The 14,394-nt window shown below is 67.5% G+C and carries 13 protein-coding genes; 8 read left to right on the forward strand and 5 right to left on the reverse strand.

The genetic code is table 11. From position 1 onward, the window contains the following. Nucleotides 1–13 precede the first annotated feature (13 nt). From HWY37_RS21795 to HWY37_RS21805, 3 genes are all read right to left on the reverse strand, one after another. Nucleotides 14–1,243, reverse strand: a complete 1,230-nt coding sequence (locus HWY37_RS21795) for a CaiB/BaiF CoA transferase family protein (RefSeq protein WP_175206894.1) — start codon at nucleotides 1,241–1,243, stop codon at nucleotides 14–16. 184 nt (nucleotides 1,244–1,427) lie between these two features. Beyond that, nucleotides 1,428–2,576: an acyl-CoA dehydrogenase family protein gene (locus HWY37_RS21800; RefSeq protein WP_175206893.1), complete on the reverse strand. Its 1,149-nt coding sequence runs from the start codon at nucleotides 2,574–2,576 to the stop codon at nucleotides 1,428–1,430. A gap of 43 nt (nucleotides 2,577–2,619) precedes the next feature. Continuing rightward, nucleotides 2,620–3,243: a TetR/AcrR family transcriptional regulator gene (locus HWY37_RS21805; protein ID WP_176089839.1), complete on the reverse strand. Its 624-nt coding sequence runs from the start codon at nucleotides 3,241–3,243 to the stop codon at nucleotides 2,620–2,622. 193 nt (nucleotides 3,244–3,436) lie between these two features. On the opposite strand from HWY37_RS21805, the gene HWY37_RS21810 reads away from it, so the two are divergent. Further along, nucleotides 3,437–4,408: an NAD(P)H-dependent flavin oxidoreductase gene (locus HWY37_RS21810; RefSeq protein ID WP_175206891.1), complete on the forward strand. Its 972-nt coding sequence runs from the start codon at nucleotides 3,437–3,439 to the stop codon at nucleotides 4,406–4,408. Continuing rightward, nucleotides 4,405–5,145 carry an enoyl-CoA hydratase-related protein gene (locus tag HWY37_RS21815; RefSeq protein ID WP_175206890.1) on the forward strand — a complete coding sequence of 247 codons (741 nt, stop codon included), beginning with the start codon at nucleotides 4,405–4,407 and terminating at the stop codon, nucleotides 5,143–5,145. Before HWY37_RS21810 ends, HWY37_RS21815 begins: the two co-directional genes overlap by 4 nt. A gap of 124 nt (nucleotides 5,146–5,269) precedes the next feature. On the opposite strand, the gene HWY37_RS21820 is transcribed toward HWY37_RS21815, so the two are convergent. Next, on the reverse strand, nucleotides 5,270–6,103 hold the full coding sequence (locus HWY37_RS21820; protein WP_013391155.1) for an enoyl-CoA hydratase/isomerase family protein: 834 nt from the start codon (nucleotides 6,101–6,103) through the stop codon (nucleotides 5,270–5,272). 114 nt (nucleotides 6,104–6,217) lie between these two features. On the opposite strand from HWY37_RS21820, the gene HWY37_RS21825 reads away from it, so the two are divergent. From HWY37_RS21825 to HWY37_RS21835, 3 genes are all read left to right on the forward strand, one after another. Next, complete coding sequence (locus HWY37_RS21825; RefSeq protein WP_176089840.1) at nucleotides 6,218–7,078, forward strand: NAD(P)H-hydrate dehydratase; 861 nt, start codon at nucleotides 6,218–6,220, stop codon at nucleotides 7,076–7,078. 120 nt (nucleotides 7,079–7,198) lie between these two features. Continuing rightward, a complete protein-coding gene (locus HWY37_RS21830) occupies nucleotides 7,199–7,432 on the forward strand; it encodes a hypothetical protein (protein WP_175206888.1) in 234 nt (77 codons plus the stop codon). A gap of 388 nt (nucleotides 7,433–7,820) precedes the next feature. After that, nucleotides 7,821–9,434 (forward strand): ABC transporter substrate-binding protein, encoded by a 1,614-nt coding sequence (locus HWY37_RS21835; protein ID WP_176089841.1) that lies wholly within the window; start codon nucleotides 7,821–7,823, stop codon nucleotides 9,432–9,434. 61 nt (nucleotides 9,435–9,495) lie between these two features. On the opposite strand, the gene HWY37_RS21840 is transcribed toward HWY37_RS21835, so the two are convergent. Beyond that, complete coding sequence (locus HWY37_RS21840; protein WP_176089842.1) at nucleotides 9,496–10,416, reverse strand: LysR family transcriptional regulator; 921 nt, start codon at nucleotides 10,414–10,416, stop codon at nucleotides 9,496–9,498. Nucleotides 10,417–10,693: 277 nt separating this feature from the next. Here HWY37_RS21840 and HWY37_RS21845 point away from each other — a divergent pair, with 277 nt between their 5' ends. From HWY37_RS21845 to HWY37_RS21855, 3 genes are all read left to right on the forward strand, one after another. Then, on the forward strand, nucleotides 10,694–11,665 hold the full coding sequence (locus tag HWY37_RS21845; RefSeq protein ID WP_176089843.1) for a M14 family metallopeptidase: 972 nt from the start codon (nucleotides 10,694–10,696) through the stop codon (nucleotides 11,663–11,665). A 69-nt stretch (nucleotides 11,666–11,734) separates the two neighbouring features. Beyond that, complete coding sequence (locus tag HWY37_RS21850; protein WP_176089844.1) at nucleotides 11,735–13,366, forward strand: ABC transporter substrate-binding protein; 1,632 nt, start codon at nucleotides 11,735–11,737, stop codon at nucleotides 13,364–13,366. A gap of 49 nt (nucleotides 13,367–13,415) precedes the next feature. Next, entirely contained in the window at nucleotides 13,416–14,393 is a 978-nt protein-coding gene (locus HWY37_RS21855; protein ID WP_088138004.1) for an ABC transporter permease, read from the forward strand. Nucleotide 14,394 lies beyond the last annotated feature (1 nt).

Genomic DNA, 14,394 nt, shown 5'->3' on the forward strand with positions numbered 1-14,394 from the left:
ATCTGAATAGGGTTCAGGACCGGCTCTGCGCCAGCGCCTGGATTTCTTCGGCCGACAGGCCCAGCTTCTCGGCCAGCACCTGCTCGGTGTGCTCGCCCAGCAGGGGCGGCGCGCGGCGGTACTCGACCGGGCTGTCGGAAAACTTCAGCGGACTGGAAGCAATCGGCACCGTGCCCGCGGTCGGATGCGGCAATTCGCGCTTCATGCCGCGCGCCAGGACCTGCGGGTCTTCGTAGACCTGGTCCAGCGTGTTGATGGGGCCGGCCGGAACGCCCACGGCTTCCAGCGACGCCAGCCAGTGGTCGCGCGCGCCGGTGGCCATGCGTTCGGCCAGCAGCGGCACCAGTTCGGCGCGGTTCTTCACGCGCTGCGGATTGGTGGAGAAGCGCGGATCGGCCGACAGTTCCGGCAAGCCGATGGCGCCGCAGTAATTGCGGAACTGGCTGTCGTTGCCGACCGCCACGATCAGGTGGCCGTCGCTGGCCGCGAACACCTGGTAAGGCACCAGGTTCTGGTGGGCGTTGCCGGCGCGCTTGGGAGCCACGCCCGAGGTCATGTAGTTCAGGTTCTGGTTGGCCAGCATGCTGACCTGGCAGTCCAGCAGCGCCATGTCGATGTGCTGGCCCAGGCCGCTGCGCGAACGCTCGTGCAGCGCGGCCAGGATGCCCACCGTGGAATACATGCCGGTCATCAGATCGGTCACGGCCACGCCGGCCTTTTGCGGACCGCCACCGGGCAGGTCGTCGCGTTCGCCGGTGATGCTCATCAGGCCGCCCATGCCCTGGATCATGAAGTCATAGCCGGGGCGGCTGGCGTAGGGGCCGGTCTGGCCGAAGCCGGTGATCGAGCAATAGATCAGGCGCGGATTGAGTTCCTTCAGGCTTTCGTAGTCCAGGCCGTACTTGGAGAGGCCGCCGACCTTGAAGTTTTCCACCAGGATGTCGCTTTGCAGCGCCAGTTCGCGCACCAGTTCCGCGCCGCGCGGCGAAGCGATGTCCAGCGCCACCGACAGCTTGTTGCGGTTGGCGGACAGGTAGTAGGCGGCTTCGGTGGTGTCGTTGCCCGCCTCGTCCTTCAGGTACGGAGGCCCCCAGGCCCGCGTGTCGTCGCCCGCGCCGGGGCGTTCGATCTTGATGACCTCGGCGCCGAGGTCGGCGAGGTTCTGGGTGCACCAGGGGCCCGCGAGGACGCGGGTGAGATCCAGCACGCGTATGCCGGTAAGGGGAGCGGGACGTTGCGACATCTGTAATCTTTTCGCCAGAAGAGAAATGAAAACGTCCGGCCCGCGATTGCGCGCGGGCCAGACTGGAATTCCGTCATGCCGGCGGCGTGCGGCCGCTGGCGCGTCATGCTCCGGCGCGGCCGGGGGCCGCCGCCGGATCACCGTCAGTCATGCAGGATATTAGCCTCTCGGGCCAGGTCCGCGCTCAGGAATGCGCCTTGATGGTTTCGCGGGCGATCACCAGCTGCTGGATCTGCGTGGTGCCCTCGAAGATGCGGAACAGGCGCACGTCGCGGTAGAAGCGCTCGACCGCGTACTCGGACATGTAGCCGGCGCCGCCATGGATCTGCACCGCGCGGTCGGCCACGCGGCCCACCATCTCGGTGGCGTAGAGCTTGCAGCAGGCGGCCTGCATGGTGGTGTTTTCGCCGCGGTCGCGCATGCGGGCGGCGTCCAGCACCATGCAGCGCGCGGCATAGAGCTCGGCCTGGCTGTCGGCGATCATGGCCTGGATCAGCTGGAACTCGGCGATGGGCTGGCCGAATTGCTTACGCTCAATGGCGTACTTCACCGCGTCGCGCAGCAGGCGGTCGGCAATGCCCACGCACAGCGCCGAAATATGCAGGCGGCCCTTGTCCAGCACCCGCATCGAGGTGCGGAAGCCGTTGCCCTCTTCCCCGCCCAGCAGCGCGCTGGCCGGCACGCGGCAGTTGTCGAACACCACGTCGCTGGTCAGGGCGCCGGCCTGGCCCATCTTCTTGTCAGGCTTGCCGATGGAAAGGCCCGGCGTGCCGGCCTCGACCAGGAAGCACGAGATGGAATTGGCGCGGCGTTCCGGCGCGGTGCGCGCCATGACCGAGAACAGCCCGGCGATGGGCGCGTTGGTGATGTAGCGCTTGGTGCCGTTGAGTACGTAGCTGTCGCCGTCGCGCACGGCGGACAGGCGCAGCGCCATGGCGTCGGAGCCGGCATCGGGCTCCGTCAGCGCGAACGAGCCTATCAGTTCGCCGCTGGCCAGCTTGGGCAGGTAGTGCGCGCGCTGCTCGTCGGTGCCGGCCAGCACGATGGCTTGCGAGCCGATGCCGATGTTGGTGCCGGCCAGCGAACGGAACGCGGGCGAGGTCTGGCCCAGCTCGAAGACCACCCGCACTTCCTCTTCCATGGTCAGGCCCAGGCCGCCGTAGTCGGGCGAGATGGACAGGCCGAACAGGCCCAGGTCGCGCATTTCGGCGACGATGTCGGGCGGCACCTGGCCGCTGGCGGCCAGTTCGTCTTCGGCGGGAATCAATCGTTCGTGCACGAAACGGCGCACGGCGTCCAGCAGCAGGTTCAGGGTTTCGGTATCGAGGGCCATGATGGGAGTCTCACAAGAGGCAGGAAGCCGGGAACGGCAGCGCTCAGGCGCGCATGCCACCCACCAGCAGATCGAAATAGCCGGCGGCGATGGTTTCGGCGCTGTCGCCCTGGCCGGGCTTGTACCAGCGCACCATCCAATTCAGCATGGACAACACGGCGCGGCCCGCCGTGGCCACGTCCAGCGGCCGGAACTCGCCGGCAGCGACGCCCTGGGCGATCAGCTCGCGCAGGCGCTTTTCGTAACCGTCGCGCAGGCGGGCGGCGTCTTCGCGTTCAGGCAGCGCCATGCCGGAATAGCCGATCAACATGGTGACGAATTCGGCGTGATGCTGTTCGAAGTAGCGCGCATGGCTGGCCATGAAGGCTCGCAGTTGGGCGGTGGCGCCTTCCGCGCGCGCCACTTCCTGGGCCACGGCCTGTGTCAGGCCGCTCAACACGGCCAGGATGATGGCGTCGTAGATGTCCTGCTTGGTGGTGTAGTAGTGGTAGATGGCCGCCTTGGACACGCCGAGCGCGGCGGCCAGGTCCGACACGGAACTGCCGTCGTAGCCGCTGCGGGCGAACAGCTTGGCGGCTTCTTCCAGGATGCGTTCGCGCGGGGCCGCCACGGTGGGCGGACGGCCGGCGCGGGCGCGTTTCTGGGCGGGAGGAGCGGAGGTCGCCATGGCAGCCTTTCAAGGGCCGCGCCGAAGCAGTCGGAGGGACTCGCGAACCTCCATTGACAGCGCTTCGGCGCATGCCGTTTAATAAGGATTAATTAATTACCGGACGGTCGGTAGGTAATTATAGGCACACCCGCCAGCGATGCTCAAGTCCCGATGTTCAAGTCTTCCTGTGACCTTTTTCCGCGACGACGCCATGCCCCACTCTCTCGTGACTGATTTGTACGGCCAGATGTCCCTGCCGGTCATCTGCGCCCCCATGTTCATCGTGTCCAATCCGAAGCTGGTGGTGGCGCAGTGCACCAGCGGCATCGTGGGCTCGTTCCCCGCGCTGAACGCGCGCCCGCAAAGCCTGCTGAACGACTGGCTGGACGAAATCCAGGCCGGCTTGGCCTCGCACCGCGAGGCCAACCCCGGCGCGACCGTGGCGCCGTTCGCCGTCAACCAGATCATCCACCAGTCCAACGACCGCCTGGAGCAGGACCTGGCCGTGTGCGCCAGCCACCGCGTGCCGCTGATCATCACCAGCCTGCGCGCGCCCGGCGACCTGGTCAAAGGCATCCATGACTGGGGCGGCAAGGTGTTCCACGACGTGACCACGATCCGCCACGCCGAAAAGGCGCTGGAGGCCGGCGTGGACGGCCTGATCCTGGTGTGCGCCGGCGCCGGCGGCCACGCGGGCACGCTCAGCCCCTTCGCCCTGGTGTCCGAAGTGCGCCGCTTCTATGACGGCCCGCTGATCCTGTCTGGCGCCATCACCTCGGGCGCGCACGTTCTGGCCGCACAGGCCATGGGCGCGGACTTCGCCTACATGGGCACGCGCTTCATCGCCAGCGAGGAAGCCAACGCCAGCGAAGGCTACAAGGCCGCCATCGTCGAAGCCAGCGCCTCCGACATCCTGTACACGCCGTTCTTCACCGGTATCCCCGGCAACTACCTGAAGGCCAGCATCACCGCGGCCGGCCTGGATCCGGCCAACCTGCCGCAGCCTGATAGCGGCGCGTCGAATTTCGGCTCCAGCCGGGTCAAGCCCTGGAAGGACATCTGGGGCGCCGGCCAAGGCGTGGGCGGCATCGCCAGCGTGCAGCCGACGCGTCAGATCGTGGACACGCTGCGCAGCGAGTATGCACAGGCCAAGGCCCGCCTGGCCCAAGGGTTCGGCGCATGAGCGCCGGCCTGCAGGTCAGCCGCAACGGCGCGGTGCTGACGCTGACCATCAACCGTCCGGACCGGCGCAACGCGCTGGACACCGCAACCTACGCCGCGCTGACCGAGCAGATTGCGCTGGCGTCCGCCGACACGGCGGTGGCGGCGGTGATCCTGACGGGCGCGGGCGAGCATTTCACGGCTGGCAATGACTTGCGCGACTTCCAGGCGGAGCGCGGCGCGGGCGACAGCGCCGGCCTGACCTTCCTGCGCGCGCTGACCACGGCGGACGTGCCGGTCATCGCGGCGGTCGAGGGCTACGCCGTCGGCATCGGCGTGACCCTGCTGCAACATTGCGATTTCGTTCACATCGGCGAAGGCGCCACCTTGCGCATGCCCTTCGTGGCATTGGGGCTATGCCCGGAAGGCGCGTCCAGCCTGCTGATGCCTCGGCTGGCGGGCGCGCGCCGCGCCGCCGAATGGCTGCTGCAAGGCAAGGCCTTCACGGCGCAGGACGCCTGCGACGCCGGACTGGCCACCTCGGTCACGCCCAAGGGCCAGGCGCTGGCGGCGGCGCAAGCCACCGCTGCCGACCTGGCGCGCCAGCCGCCGGCCGCGCTGCGCCTGACCAAGACCATGCTGCGCCGCGCGGACCGCCAGGCCATCCAGGACACGCTGGACTACGAGGCCCAGCAATTCCGCCTCCGCCTGCAATCCGAAGAGGCGCAGGCGGCGTTCGCAAAGTTCTTCAAGAAGTAGGATGGGTGGCGCGCGGGAGGTTGTACGCAAGAACTCCGGCATCTACCGCGCTTCACCCTTCCTGCAAGCCAGACCCATCATTCAAGGCCAGGCCCGTCATACGCACTGACAGGGCCCGTTTCCCTCAAAACGGCGAGTCCGGCCGGAAATTCGGCGCGCGGCGTTCGCGCAGGGACTGGATCCCTTCGCGCACGTCCGGGCCGCCGAAACCCATGAATTCCAAGGCCAGCGAGGTATCGAAGCTCGGCCCCGCCATGCGCAGCCAGTTGTTCAGCGAATACTTGGTCCAGCGGATGGCGGTCTGCGAGCCGGCGGCCAGCTTGTTGGCGACCTCGAAGGCGCGGCCGATCAGCTCGGCCTCGTCCACGCACAGGGACACCAGGCCGATGCGCTCGGCTTCCTCGCCGGTGACGGTTTCGCACAGCATCAGGTAGTACTTGGCGCGGGCCATGCCGCAAAGCAGCGGCCAGACGATGGCGGCGTGGTCGCCCGCCGTCACGCCCAGGCGGGTGTGGCCGTCGATGATGCGCGCATCCCGCGCCGCGATCGAGATGTCGGCCAGCAGGCCCGCCACCAGGCCCGCGCCCACGGCCGCGCCATGCATGGCGGACACGATGGGCTTGTTGCAGTTGATGATGTTGTAGACCAGGTCGCGGGCTTCGCGCCAGACGCGGGTGCGCACGTCGAAATCGTCCGCCATCTGCTGCACCAGGTCCAGGTCGCCGCCGCCCGAAAAGCCCTTGCCCTCGCCGCGGATCACCACCACCCGGGTGTCGGGGTCGGTGTCGATGTCGCGCCAGATGTCGGCCAGTTCGCGGTGCATGCGGTCGTCGGCGGTGGACAGCTTGCCCGGCTTGCCGCCCTTGGCGCCCATGATCACCTCCAGCACGCCGCCCGGATGCCGGCGCAGCTTCAGGGACTCGTAGGCGGAATAGTGTTCCAGCGTGATGTCGCTCATGCTCGTCTCCACATTGTCTTGTCGGTTGAACCAGGCCGGATGCCGGACCGTTTGGGCGCACTATAGTAGATACGCATCCACGCGCCACGCCGCCACCCCCAGGAGCCTCAGCCCATGAACACTACCGCCCCGTCCCCCGGCGGCGCCATCGACCGCGCCGGCCTGCCCGCCCTGTTCGCCCCCCGCGGCCAGGACACCCACAAGGGCAGTTTCGGCACGGTGGGCGTGGTGGGCGGCGGCCCCGGCATGACCGGCGCGGCCCTGCTGGCCGCGAGGGCCGCCCTGAAGATCGGCGCCGGCAAGGTGCTGGTCGGCTTTGTCCAGGACGCCGCGCCCCTGGCCTGCGATCCGCTGCAACCCGAACTGATGCTGCGCGACAGCCGTTCGCTGCTGGAATCCGACTGGGGCGTCACCGCCTGGGTCGCCGGCTGCGGCATCGGCACGGACGCCCTGGCGGCCAATGCGCTGTCCGAGCTGTTCGTGCTGCGGCGCGAGGCGCCGCTGGTGCTGGACGCGGACGGCCTGAACCTGCTGGCCCGCGGCGAGATCCAGCCCAACTGGGGCGCCGGCCCCGTGGTGCTGACGCCCCACCCGGCCGAAGCCGGCCGCCTGCTGGGCATTGCCGCGGCCGAGGTGCAGGCCGACCGCCGGGGCGCCGCCTGGAAACTGGCGCAGCGCTACCGGGCCTGGGTCGTGCTCAAGGGCGCGGGCACCGTGGTCTGCGCCCCCGACGGCGCACTGCGGATCAACACCAGCGGCAACCCAGGGCTGGCGACCGCCGGAACCGGGGACGTATTGGCAGGGATGCTGGGCTCGCTGATCGCCCAGAAGCTGCCTCTGGATCAGGCAGTGGCCGGCGCGGTTTGGCTGCACGGCGCGGCGGCCGATGCGCTGGTGGCCCAGGGCGTCGGCCCCATCGGCCTGACCGCCGGAGAGCTGGCGGATGCCGCGCGCGCCCTGCGTAACGGGCGCTAAGTCCCCGGCAAATAAACATTTTTACAACACATAGGGGTTTACCCTAAAAATAGCATTGCATCGATCCTAGGGTTATCCCTATAATGGTTTACACCAAGACGAAACGGACTGGAGCAAACCATGAGCGAACTGACCCTGAACCACACTGCCCGCCTGACCGATGCGCTGGAGCGCGATCTGCTCCGCGGCGCCCTCGAGAACCAACCGAATTCCCATCCGCTGACCAGCCTGAAGAAGGCCGGCCAAGCCGTAGTCGCAGCTGTTGCCGCTGTGTTTGCCTTCATCGACGAAGTGAACGATTCGATGAACAAGGCTCGCGCCGCCAGCTCGCGCTTCTCCGGCTCGCAGTGGTAAGCCCTGCCGCGCCGGCCTGAACCGCGACCGATCTCCCGCGATTCAGCCTGGCGCGACCCCGCCGCAACGCCCGCCGGTTTCCCGGCGCCCGCTGCGGCGGTTCTTCGGCGCCCCGTCCCTCACCCGGGCGCCATCGCGCCGCGCAGGCCTCCAGACGAGGCAGCGCGGCGCCCTCATTTCCCTCCCCCCTCAGCGTTTTCCCTAGCGCCACGCTTGCCATTGCGCATTGACAGTGCGCGAAGCCCCTACCGATAATCGGCCCCTTGCCGTCGTGCCCGGCGCCAAAACCCCCTGAGCCCCCCTTCCAGGCGACGCCGCAAGCGCGGCTGGCGCAGGCCGGTTTACACGCAGGCGCGATCCGGTTCGTTCCCCATCCGGAGTTGTCACCATGAAGTTGCGCACCACCCTGGCCCTTGCGGCCGCCGCCATTCCCCTGGCCGCCGCCCAAGCCCAGACGCTGAAGATCGGCCTGTCGGCCGAACCCACCTCGGCGGACCCCCACTACCACAAGATGACGCAGAACGACGCGTTCTCCGCGCACGTCTACAGCTCCCTGGTGGGCCGCAGCGCCGACATGAAGCTGGTGCCCGCCCTGGCCACCTCCTGGAAGACGCTGGACGACCAGACCTGGGAATTCAAGCTGCGCGACGACGTCAAGTTCTCCAACGGCAAGCCGTTCACGTCCGAAGACGTGCTGTTCACGATCTGCCGCACGCTGAACAACGAAACCAACGTGTCGCAGTCCTACATGGACATGACCAAGCGCATCACCGACGTGCAGACGCCGGATGCGCACACCGTGATCATCAAGACCGGCGAGCCCTTCCCCCTGATGCCCGCCGAACTGGCGCGCTCGCTGCCCATCGTCTGGAACGGCATCGTCGAACACGGCAAGCTCACGTTCGACCCCAAGAAGGGTTGCGGCGTGACCGGCGCCTGGCCCACCGTGGCCGACTTCAACAACGGCAAGGACGCCATCGGCACCGGCCCGTACACCCTGAAGTCCTACGTCAAGGGCACCGGCATCGAGCTGGTCCGCAATGAAAACTACTGGGGTCCCAAGCCCTACTGGAAGGAAGTGAAGTTCGTGCCGGTGCCGTCGGCCGGCCCGCGCCTGACCGGCCTGCTGTCCGGCGACTTCGACATGATCGAAAACCCCGCCGCGCGCGACCTGCCGCGCCTGAAGGACAACCCCAAGTTCGGCTTCGTCGCCACCCCGTCGACCCGCCTGGTCTTCTTCCAGCCGGACGTGGGCCGCAACCCGAGCCCCTTCGTCAAGAGCGCCGACGGCAAGAACCCGCTGCAGGACCTGCGCGTGCGCAAGGCTATCTCGATGGCCATCGACCGCAAGACCATCACTGCCCGCATCATGGACGGCATGGCCACCCCGGCCTACCAGTACATGCCCGACGGCATGTTCGGCGCGCTGCCCCAGGCCCCGGAAATCAAGTTCGACCCGGAAGGCGCCAAGAAGCTGCTGGCCGAAGCCGGCTACCCGAACGGCTTTGAACTGACGCTGTCGTCCACCAACGACCGCTACGTCAACGACGGCCAGGTTGCGCAAGCCGTGGCCCAGTACCTGGCCCGCATCGGCATCAAGACCAACGTGGACGCCATGACGGCTTCCATCTACTTCCCCAAGCGCGCCAAGCGCGAGTTCAGCTTCTCGATGGGCGGCTGGCCAGCGGAAACGGGTGAAGCCTCGGCGCTGTTCCAGCTGTGGGTCGCGTCCCTGGATTCCCCTAACAGCCTGGGCACCAGCAACTACGGCGGCTTCAGCAATGCCGACTTCGACAAGGTCTACAAGGAAGCCATCGTGACGGTGGACGCGCCCAAGCGCGAGAAGCTGTTGCAGCAATCCACCCAGATCGCGCTGGACAACGTGCCGCTGATCCCGCTGCACTTCGAAAGCAGCATCTGGGCCTTCCGCAAGGGCATCACCTACGAAGGCCGCCGCGACCAGTACACGCTGGCCACCTCGGTCACGCCCGACAAGCAATGATCAGGTCCGCCTGAACGAAAAACGGCTGCCTCGCGCAGCCGTTTTTTTTTCGCCCGGACCGCTACGCCTGCTTGGCCGCCCCGCCTTGCAGCGCGCGGTCCAGTTCGCTGCACAGCAGCTCGGCGAACGCTTCGGCCGCGGGCGGCAGCACCCGGCCCGGCATGACCTGGATCTGCAGGGTGCGAGACTGCAGTTCGGCATTGGAAATCGGCACCGCGATCAGCTCGTCGCGCTGCAGGCTCCAGGCCACCGAGATGTAGCCGCTGAGCATGATGGCGTCCGAACCTAGAACAAAACCATGCAGCGGCGAGGAGTCGTTGCAGGTCAGCGCCGGCTCCAGCTGTACCGATTCCAGCGCGCAACCCATTTCAAATAGCTGCCGCGTGGTGGTGCCGGGCCCGGTCAGCGCCAGCGGGTACTGGCTCAGATCCTGCAGGCTGACGCTGGCTCGGTACGCCAGCGGATGGTCGGCGGCCATCACCGCGTGCACCGGCGCGCGGCGCGAATAGCGCGGGCTGACCCCGCTGATGCGCTCGGCGATGAAGGCCATGCCCAGCTCCACGCTGCCCTCGGCCACCCGGCGGCTGACCTCGGCGGGCGACCCCACGTGCAGATCGAAGCGGATGTTGGGCCAGTCGCGGTGGAACCTGGCCATGACCGAGGGCAGGAAGATCCGCGCCACGCCCTCCACCGAGGCCACCCGGATCTCGTTGCGCGCGGTGCCCTTGATCGCGGCGATCTCCTGCAGGACGGAATCGGCTTCCAGCATGGTGCGCCGGGCGTGCGCCAACAGCAGCCGTCCCGCCTCGCTCAGCACCATGCCGCGCGCGGCGCGCTCGAACAGCGGCGCACCCGCCTCCTCTTCCAGCTTGGCGATCTGCCGGCTGATGGCCGACACCGCCACATGCAGGCGCTCCGACGCGCCGCTCAGGCTGCCCGCCTGGGCGACCTCCAGAAAATACTTCAAGGCGATGCCGTGCACGTTCGACCTCCGGGGCCCGCAAGGAATGGTGGAGTAAGCTTTGCCTTTTCTGCAAAGCTCCAGATAAATTTTCTAATTGTAGAGAAAGCTTCCAAGCTCCTAGAATTCGCCCAATACTCGAAGGCGGCGCGCCCTTTACGCGCCCCAAAAATAAGGGAAAATCCGTGTTTGCAGCCAGATTCAGCGCCCGACGCGCTGTGGCGCGCGCCCGCACGGGCGCCTAGCCGCCACCTGAACGCCATCGCCTATACAATCCCGTCGCTTCATCGGAGTCCCCATGTCCACGCCCGCCCCCGCGTCCCTTCCGCGCCCATTTCTTCTTGCCTGTCCGGACCTGTCCGCCGAGCGGGTGGGCAACACGGACACCCCGGGCGTCTGGCATTTCGATTCGGGCGCGCCGGGCAAGCGCGTCATGCTCAGCGCCCTGATCCATGGCAATGAACTTTGCGGCGCCTGGGCGCTGAAGGACGCGCTGGCGGCGGGCCTGCGCCCGCGCCGCGGCTCGCTGACGCTGGCGTTCTGCAACCTGGCGGCGTTCGACCGCTTCGATGTCGCCAACTACGCCCCCGCGCGCTTCGTCGACGAAGACATGAACCGGGTCTGGAGCGACGACAAGCTGAGCGCGCCCGCCAGCCAGGAACGCCGCCGCGCGGCCGAGATCCGACCCTGGGTGGAGCAGGCCGACTGGCTGCTGGACTTCCATTCGATGAGCAATTCCGACGTGCCGCTGCAGCTGACCGGCCTGGAACAACGCAATATCGACCTGGCGCTGGCGCTGAGCAACCCCGCCACCATCATTGCCGACGCCGGCCACGCCGCCGGCGTGCGCATGCGCGACTACGGCCGCTTCGGCGAAGCCGGCGACAACGGCACGCGCTCCCTGCTGATCGAATGCGGCTTCCACGGCGCGCCCGAAGCGCGCGGCGTCGCGGTCGACCAGATGGCGCGCTTCCTGGTGCAAGCCGGCACGGTGGACCGCGGCGACCTGCCCGCGGACTGGTTCGCTCCCGCCGCGTCCACGCAGCGCGCGCTGCGCGTGACCGATGCGATCGCCGCCAAGAGCGCGGACTTCCGCTTCGCCCAGCCCTGGAAGGGCCTGGAAACGCTGGCCCGCGCCGGCACCCTGATCGGCTGGTCCGAGGGCGAGCCCGTGGTCACCCCCTATGACGATTGCGTGCTGATCATGCCGTCCACGGCCAATCTGCGGCCCGGCGTCACCGTCGTCCGGCTGGCGCAGCCCATCGCCTGAAGACCCGCGGCGGCCCGGCAGGGACGCCGCCTTGCAACACCATAACCAATACAACAAAGGGACAAATCCATGTCTGCCCAGACGCTCTACCGCAGCATTCTCATGGCCTGTGCGATGGCCGCCTGTACGACCGCGGCCTACGCGCAGGATGCCGCCGGCACCCTGCGGATCGGCCTGTCGTCCGAGCCGACCTCGATGGATCCGCACTACCACCAGGCCACGCCGAACGATGCGATGACCTCGCACATGTTCGAGACGCTGGTGGGCCAGGACGCCAAGATGAACCTGATTCCGCGGCTGGCCACGGCCTGGAAGCCGGTGGACGACACGACCTGGGAATTCACGCTGCGCGACGGCGTCAAGTTCTCCAACGGCCAGCCCTTCACGGCGCAGGACGTGCTGTTCACCTTCTGCCGCGTGGTGAACAACGAGCAGTCCATCAGCAGCTCGTACCCGTCCATCATCCAGAAGTTCGCAGACGTGCAGGTGCGCGACGGCAACACCCTGGTGATCAAGACGCGCCAGCCCTATCCGCTGCTGCCCAACGACCTGACCCGCATGGGCATGCTGTGGAACGGCATCGCCGAACACGGCCCGATCAGCTTCGACCTGAAGAACAAGTGCGGCGTCACCGGCGCCTGGCCCACCGTGGCCGACTTCAATACCGGCCGCTCCGTGATCGGCACCGGCCCCTACACCCTGAAGAGCTACGTCAAGGGCACCGCCATCGAGCTGGCGCGCAACGACGCGTACTGGGGCGACAAGCCGGCCTGGGCCAACGTGAAGATGGTGCCCGTGCCGGCCGCCGGCCCGCGCCTGACCGGCCTCCTGGCGGGCGACTTCGACCTGATCGAGAACCCGGCCGCGCGCGACGTCAAGCGCATCTCGGAAACGCCGGGCTTCGGCCACGTCATCACGCCGTCGGTGCGCGTGGTGTACTTCCAGCCCGACGTGGCGCGCAACCCCAGCCCTGGCGTGAAGGCGGCGGATGGCAAGAACCCGCTGCAGGACGTGCGCGTGCGCCGCGCCATTTCCATGGCCATCGACCGCAAGACCATCGCCGACCGCATCATGGACGGCGCGGCCACGCCGGCCAACCAGTTCCTGCCCGACGGCATGTTCGGCACCTTGCCCAAGCCGCCCGTACTCAAGTACGACCCGGCCGGCGCCAAGAAGCTGCTGGCCGAGGCCGGCTACCCCAACGGCTTCGAGCTGACCGTCTCATCCACCAACGACCGCTACATCAACGACGCGCAGATCACGCAGGCCGTGGCGCAATACCTGTCGCGCGTGGGCATCAAGACCACCGTCGACACCATGACGCGCTCGGTGTTCTTCCCCAAGCGCGCCAAGCGCGAATTCAGCTTCGCCATGGGCGGCTGGTCGTCGGAAACGGGCGAGGCCTCGTCTTTCCTGCAATACTGGGTCAGCGCGTTCGACAAGGAACACGGCCTGGGCACCAGCAACTACGGCGGCTATGACAACCCCGAGTTCGACCGCGTGTTCAAGCGCGCCCTTGTCACCGTGGACCCGGCTGCGCGCGAAAAGCTGCTGCAGGAGTCGCTGACGCTTGCGCTGGCCGACCTGCCCAGCATTCCCCTGCACTTCGAAAGCAGCATCTGGGCGTTCCGCAAGGGACTGACCTACGAAGGCCGCGCCGACCAGTACACCCTGGCCATGTCGGCCAAGCCCGCCAAGTAAGTCCCTACGCGGCGCCCGCAAACCCTGAGCCCACCAAGGAAATAATCTCGTGGCCTTGTTCATCCTACGCAGACTGATCCAGAGTCTGTTCGTGCTGCTGGCCGTTTCGGTCGTGGTCTTCTTCGCGGTCTATGCCGTGGGCGACCCGATAGAACTGCTGGTCAGTCCCGAAGCCAGCCAGGCCGCGCGCGAGGCGATGATCGCCCGCCTCGGCCTGGACCTGCCGGTATGGCAGCAATACACAGGCTTCCTGTGGCGCGCGCTGCATGGCGACCTGGGCACGTCCTTCGTGCACGGCATCCCCGCCATCGAGCTGATCGTGCAGCGCATCCCCGCCACGTTCGAGCTGGTGGTGGTCGCCATCATGCTGACCTGTGTCTTCGGCATTCCGCTGGGACTGATCGCGGGCCTGTACCGCGACCAGCCGCTGGGCCGAGGCATCATGGCCACCTCGGTGCTGGGCTTCTCGCTGCCGAACTTCTGGCAGGGCATGATGCTGATCCTGCTGTTTGCGGTGTGGCTGGGCTGGCTGCCGGCCACCGGCCGCGGCGACACGGTCACCGTGCTGGGCGTGCGCCTGTCCATCCTGACCGCCGACGGCTGGTCGCACCTGATCATGCCGGCCATCAACCTGGCGCTGGCCAACATCGCCCTGGTGCTGCGCCTGACCGCCTCGGGCGTGGTCGAGGCGCGCAGCCAGGACTACGTGAAGTTCGCGCGCGCCAAGGGCGTGAAGCCGGGCCGCATCGTGCGCCGCCACATCCTGCGCAACATCCTGATCCCCGTGGTCACCGTGATCGGCATGGAGTTCGGCACCCTCATCGCCTACTCCACCATCACCGAAACCGTGTTCGCATGGCCAGGCATGGGCAAGCTGCTGATCGACAGCGTCTACCAGCTGGACCGCCCGGTCGTGGTGGCCTACGTGATGCTGGTCACCCTGATCTTCGTGATCATCAACCTGGTTGTGGACATCCTGTACGCCACGCTCGATCCGCGCGTGCAGCTCGTGACTCCCGCTCAATAAT

It is taken from the genome of Achromobacter anxifer (assembly GCF_903652925.1).
Taxonomy (GTDB): Bacteria; Pseudomonadota; Gammaproteobacteria; order Burkholderiales; family Burkholderiaceae_B; genus Achromobacter; species Achromobacter anxifer.

Coding starts and splice junctions, on each gene's coding strand:
- HWY37_RS21795 (WP_175206894.1), bottom strand. CDS start 1,243: ATGTCGCAACGTCCCGCTCCCCTTACCGGCATACGCGTGCTGGATCTC.
- HWY37_RS21800 (WP_175206893.1), bottom strand. CDS start 2,576: ATGGCCCTCGATACCGAAACCCTGAACCTGCTGCTGGACGCCGTGCGC.
- HWY37_RS21805 (WP_176089839.1), bottom strand. CDS start 3,243: ATGGCGACCTCCGCTCCTCCCGCCCAGAAACGCGCCCGCGCCGGCCGT.
- HWY37_RS21810 (WP_175206891.1), top strand. CDS start 3,437: ATGCCCCACTCTCTCGTGACTGATTTGTACGGCCAGATGTCCCTGCCG.
- HWY37_RS21815 (WP_175206890.1), top strand. CDS start 4,405: ATGAGCGCCGGCCTGCAGGTCAGCCGCAACGGCGCGGTGCTGACGCTG.
- HWY37_RS21820 (WP_013391155.1), bottom strand. CDS start 6,103: ATGAGCGACATCACGCTGGAACACTATTCCGCCTACGAGTCCCTGAAG.
- HWY37_RS21825 (WP_176089840.1), top strand. CDS start 6,218: ATGAACACTACCGCCCCGTCCCCCGGCGGCGCCATCGACCGCGCCGGC.
- HWY37_RS21830 (WP_175206888.1), top strand. CDS start 7,199: ATGAGCGAACTGACCCTGAACCACACTGCCCGCCTGACCGATGCGCTG.
- HWY37_RS21835 (WP_176089841.1), top strand. CDS start 7,821: ATGAAGTTGCGCACCACCCTGGCCCTTGCGGCCGCCGCCATTCCCCTG.
- HWY37_RS21845 (WP_176089843.1), top strand. CDS start 10,694: ATGTCCACGCCCGCCCCCGCGTCCCTTCCGCGCCCATTTCTTCTTGCC.
- HWY37_RS21850 (WP_176089844.1), top strand. CDS start 11,735: ATGTCTGCCCAGACGCTCTACCGCAGCATTCTCATGGCCTGTGCGATG.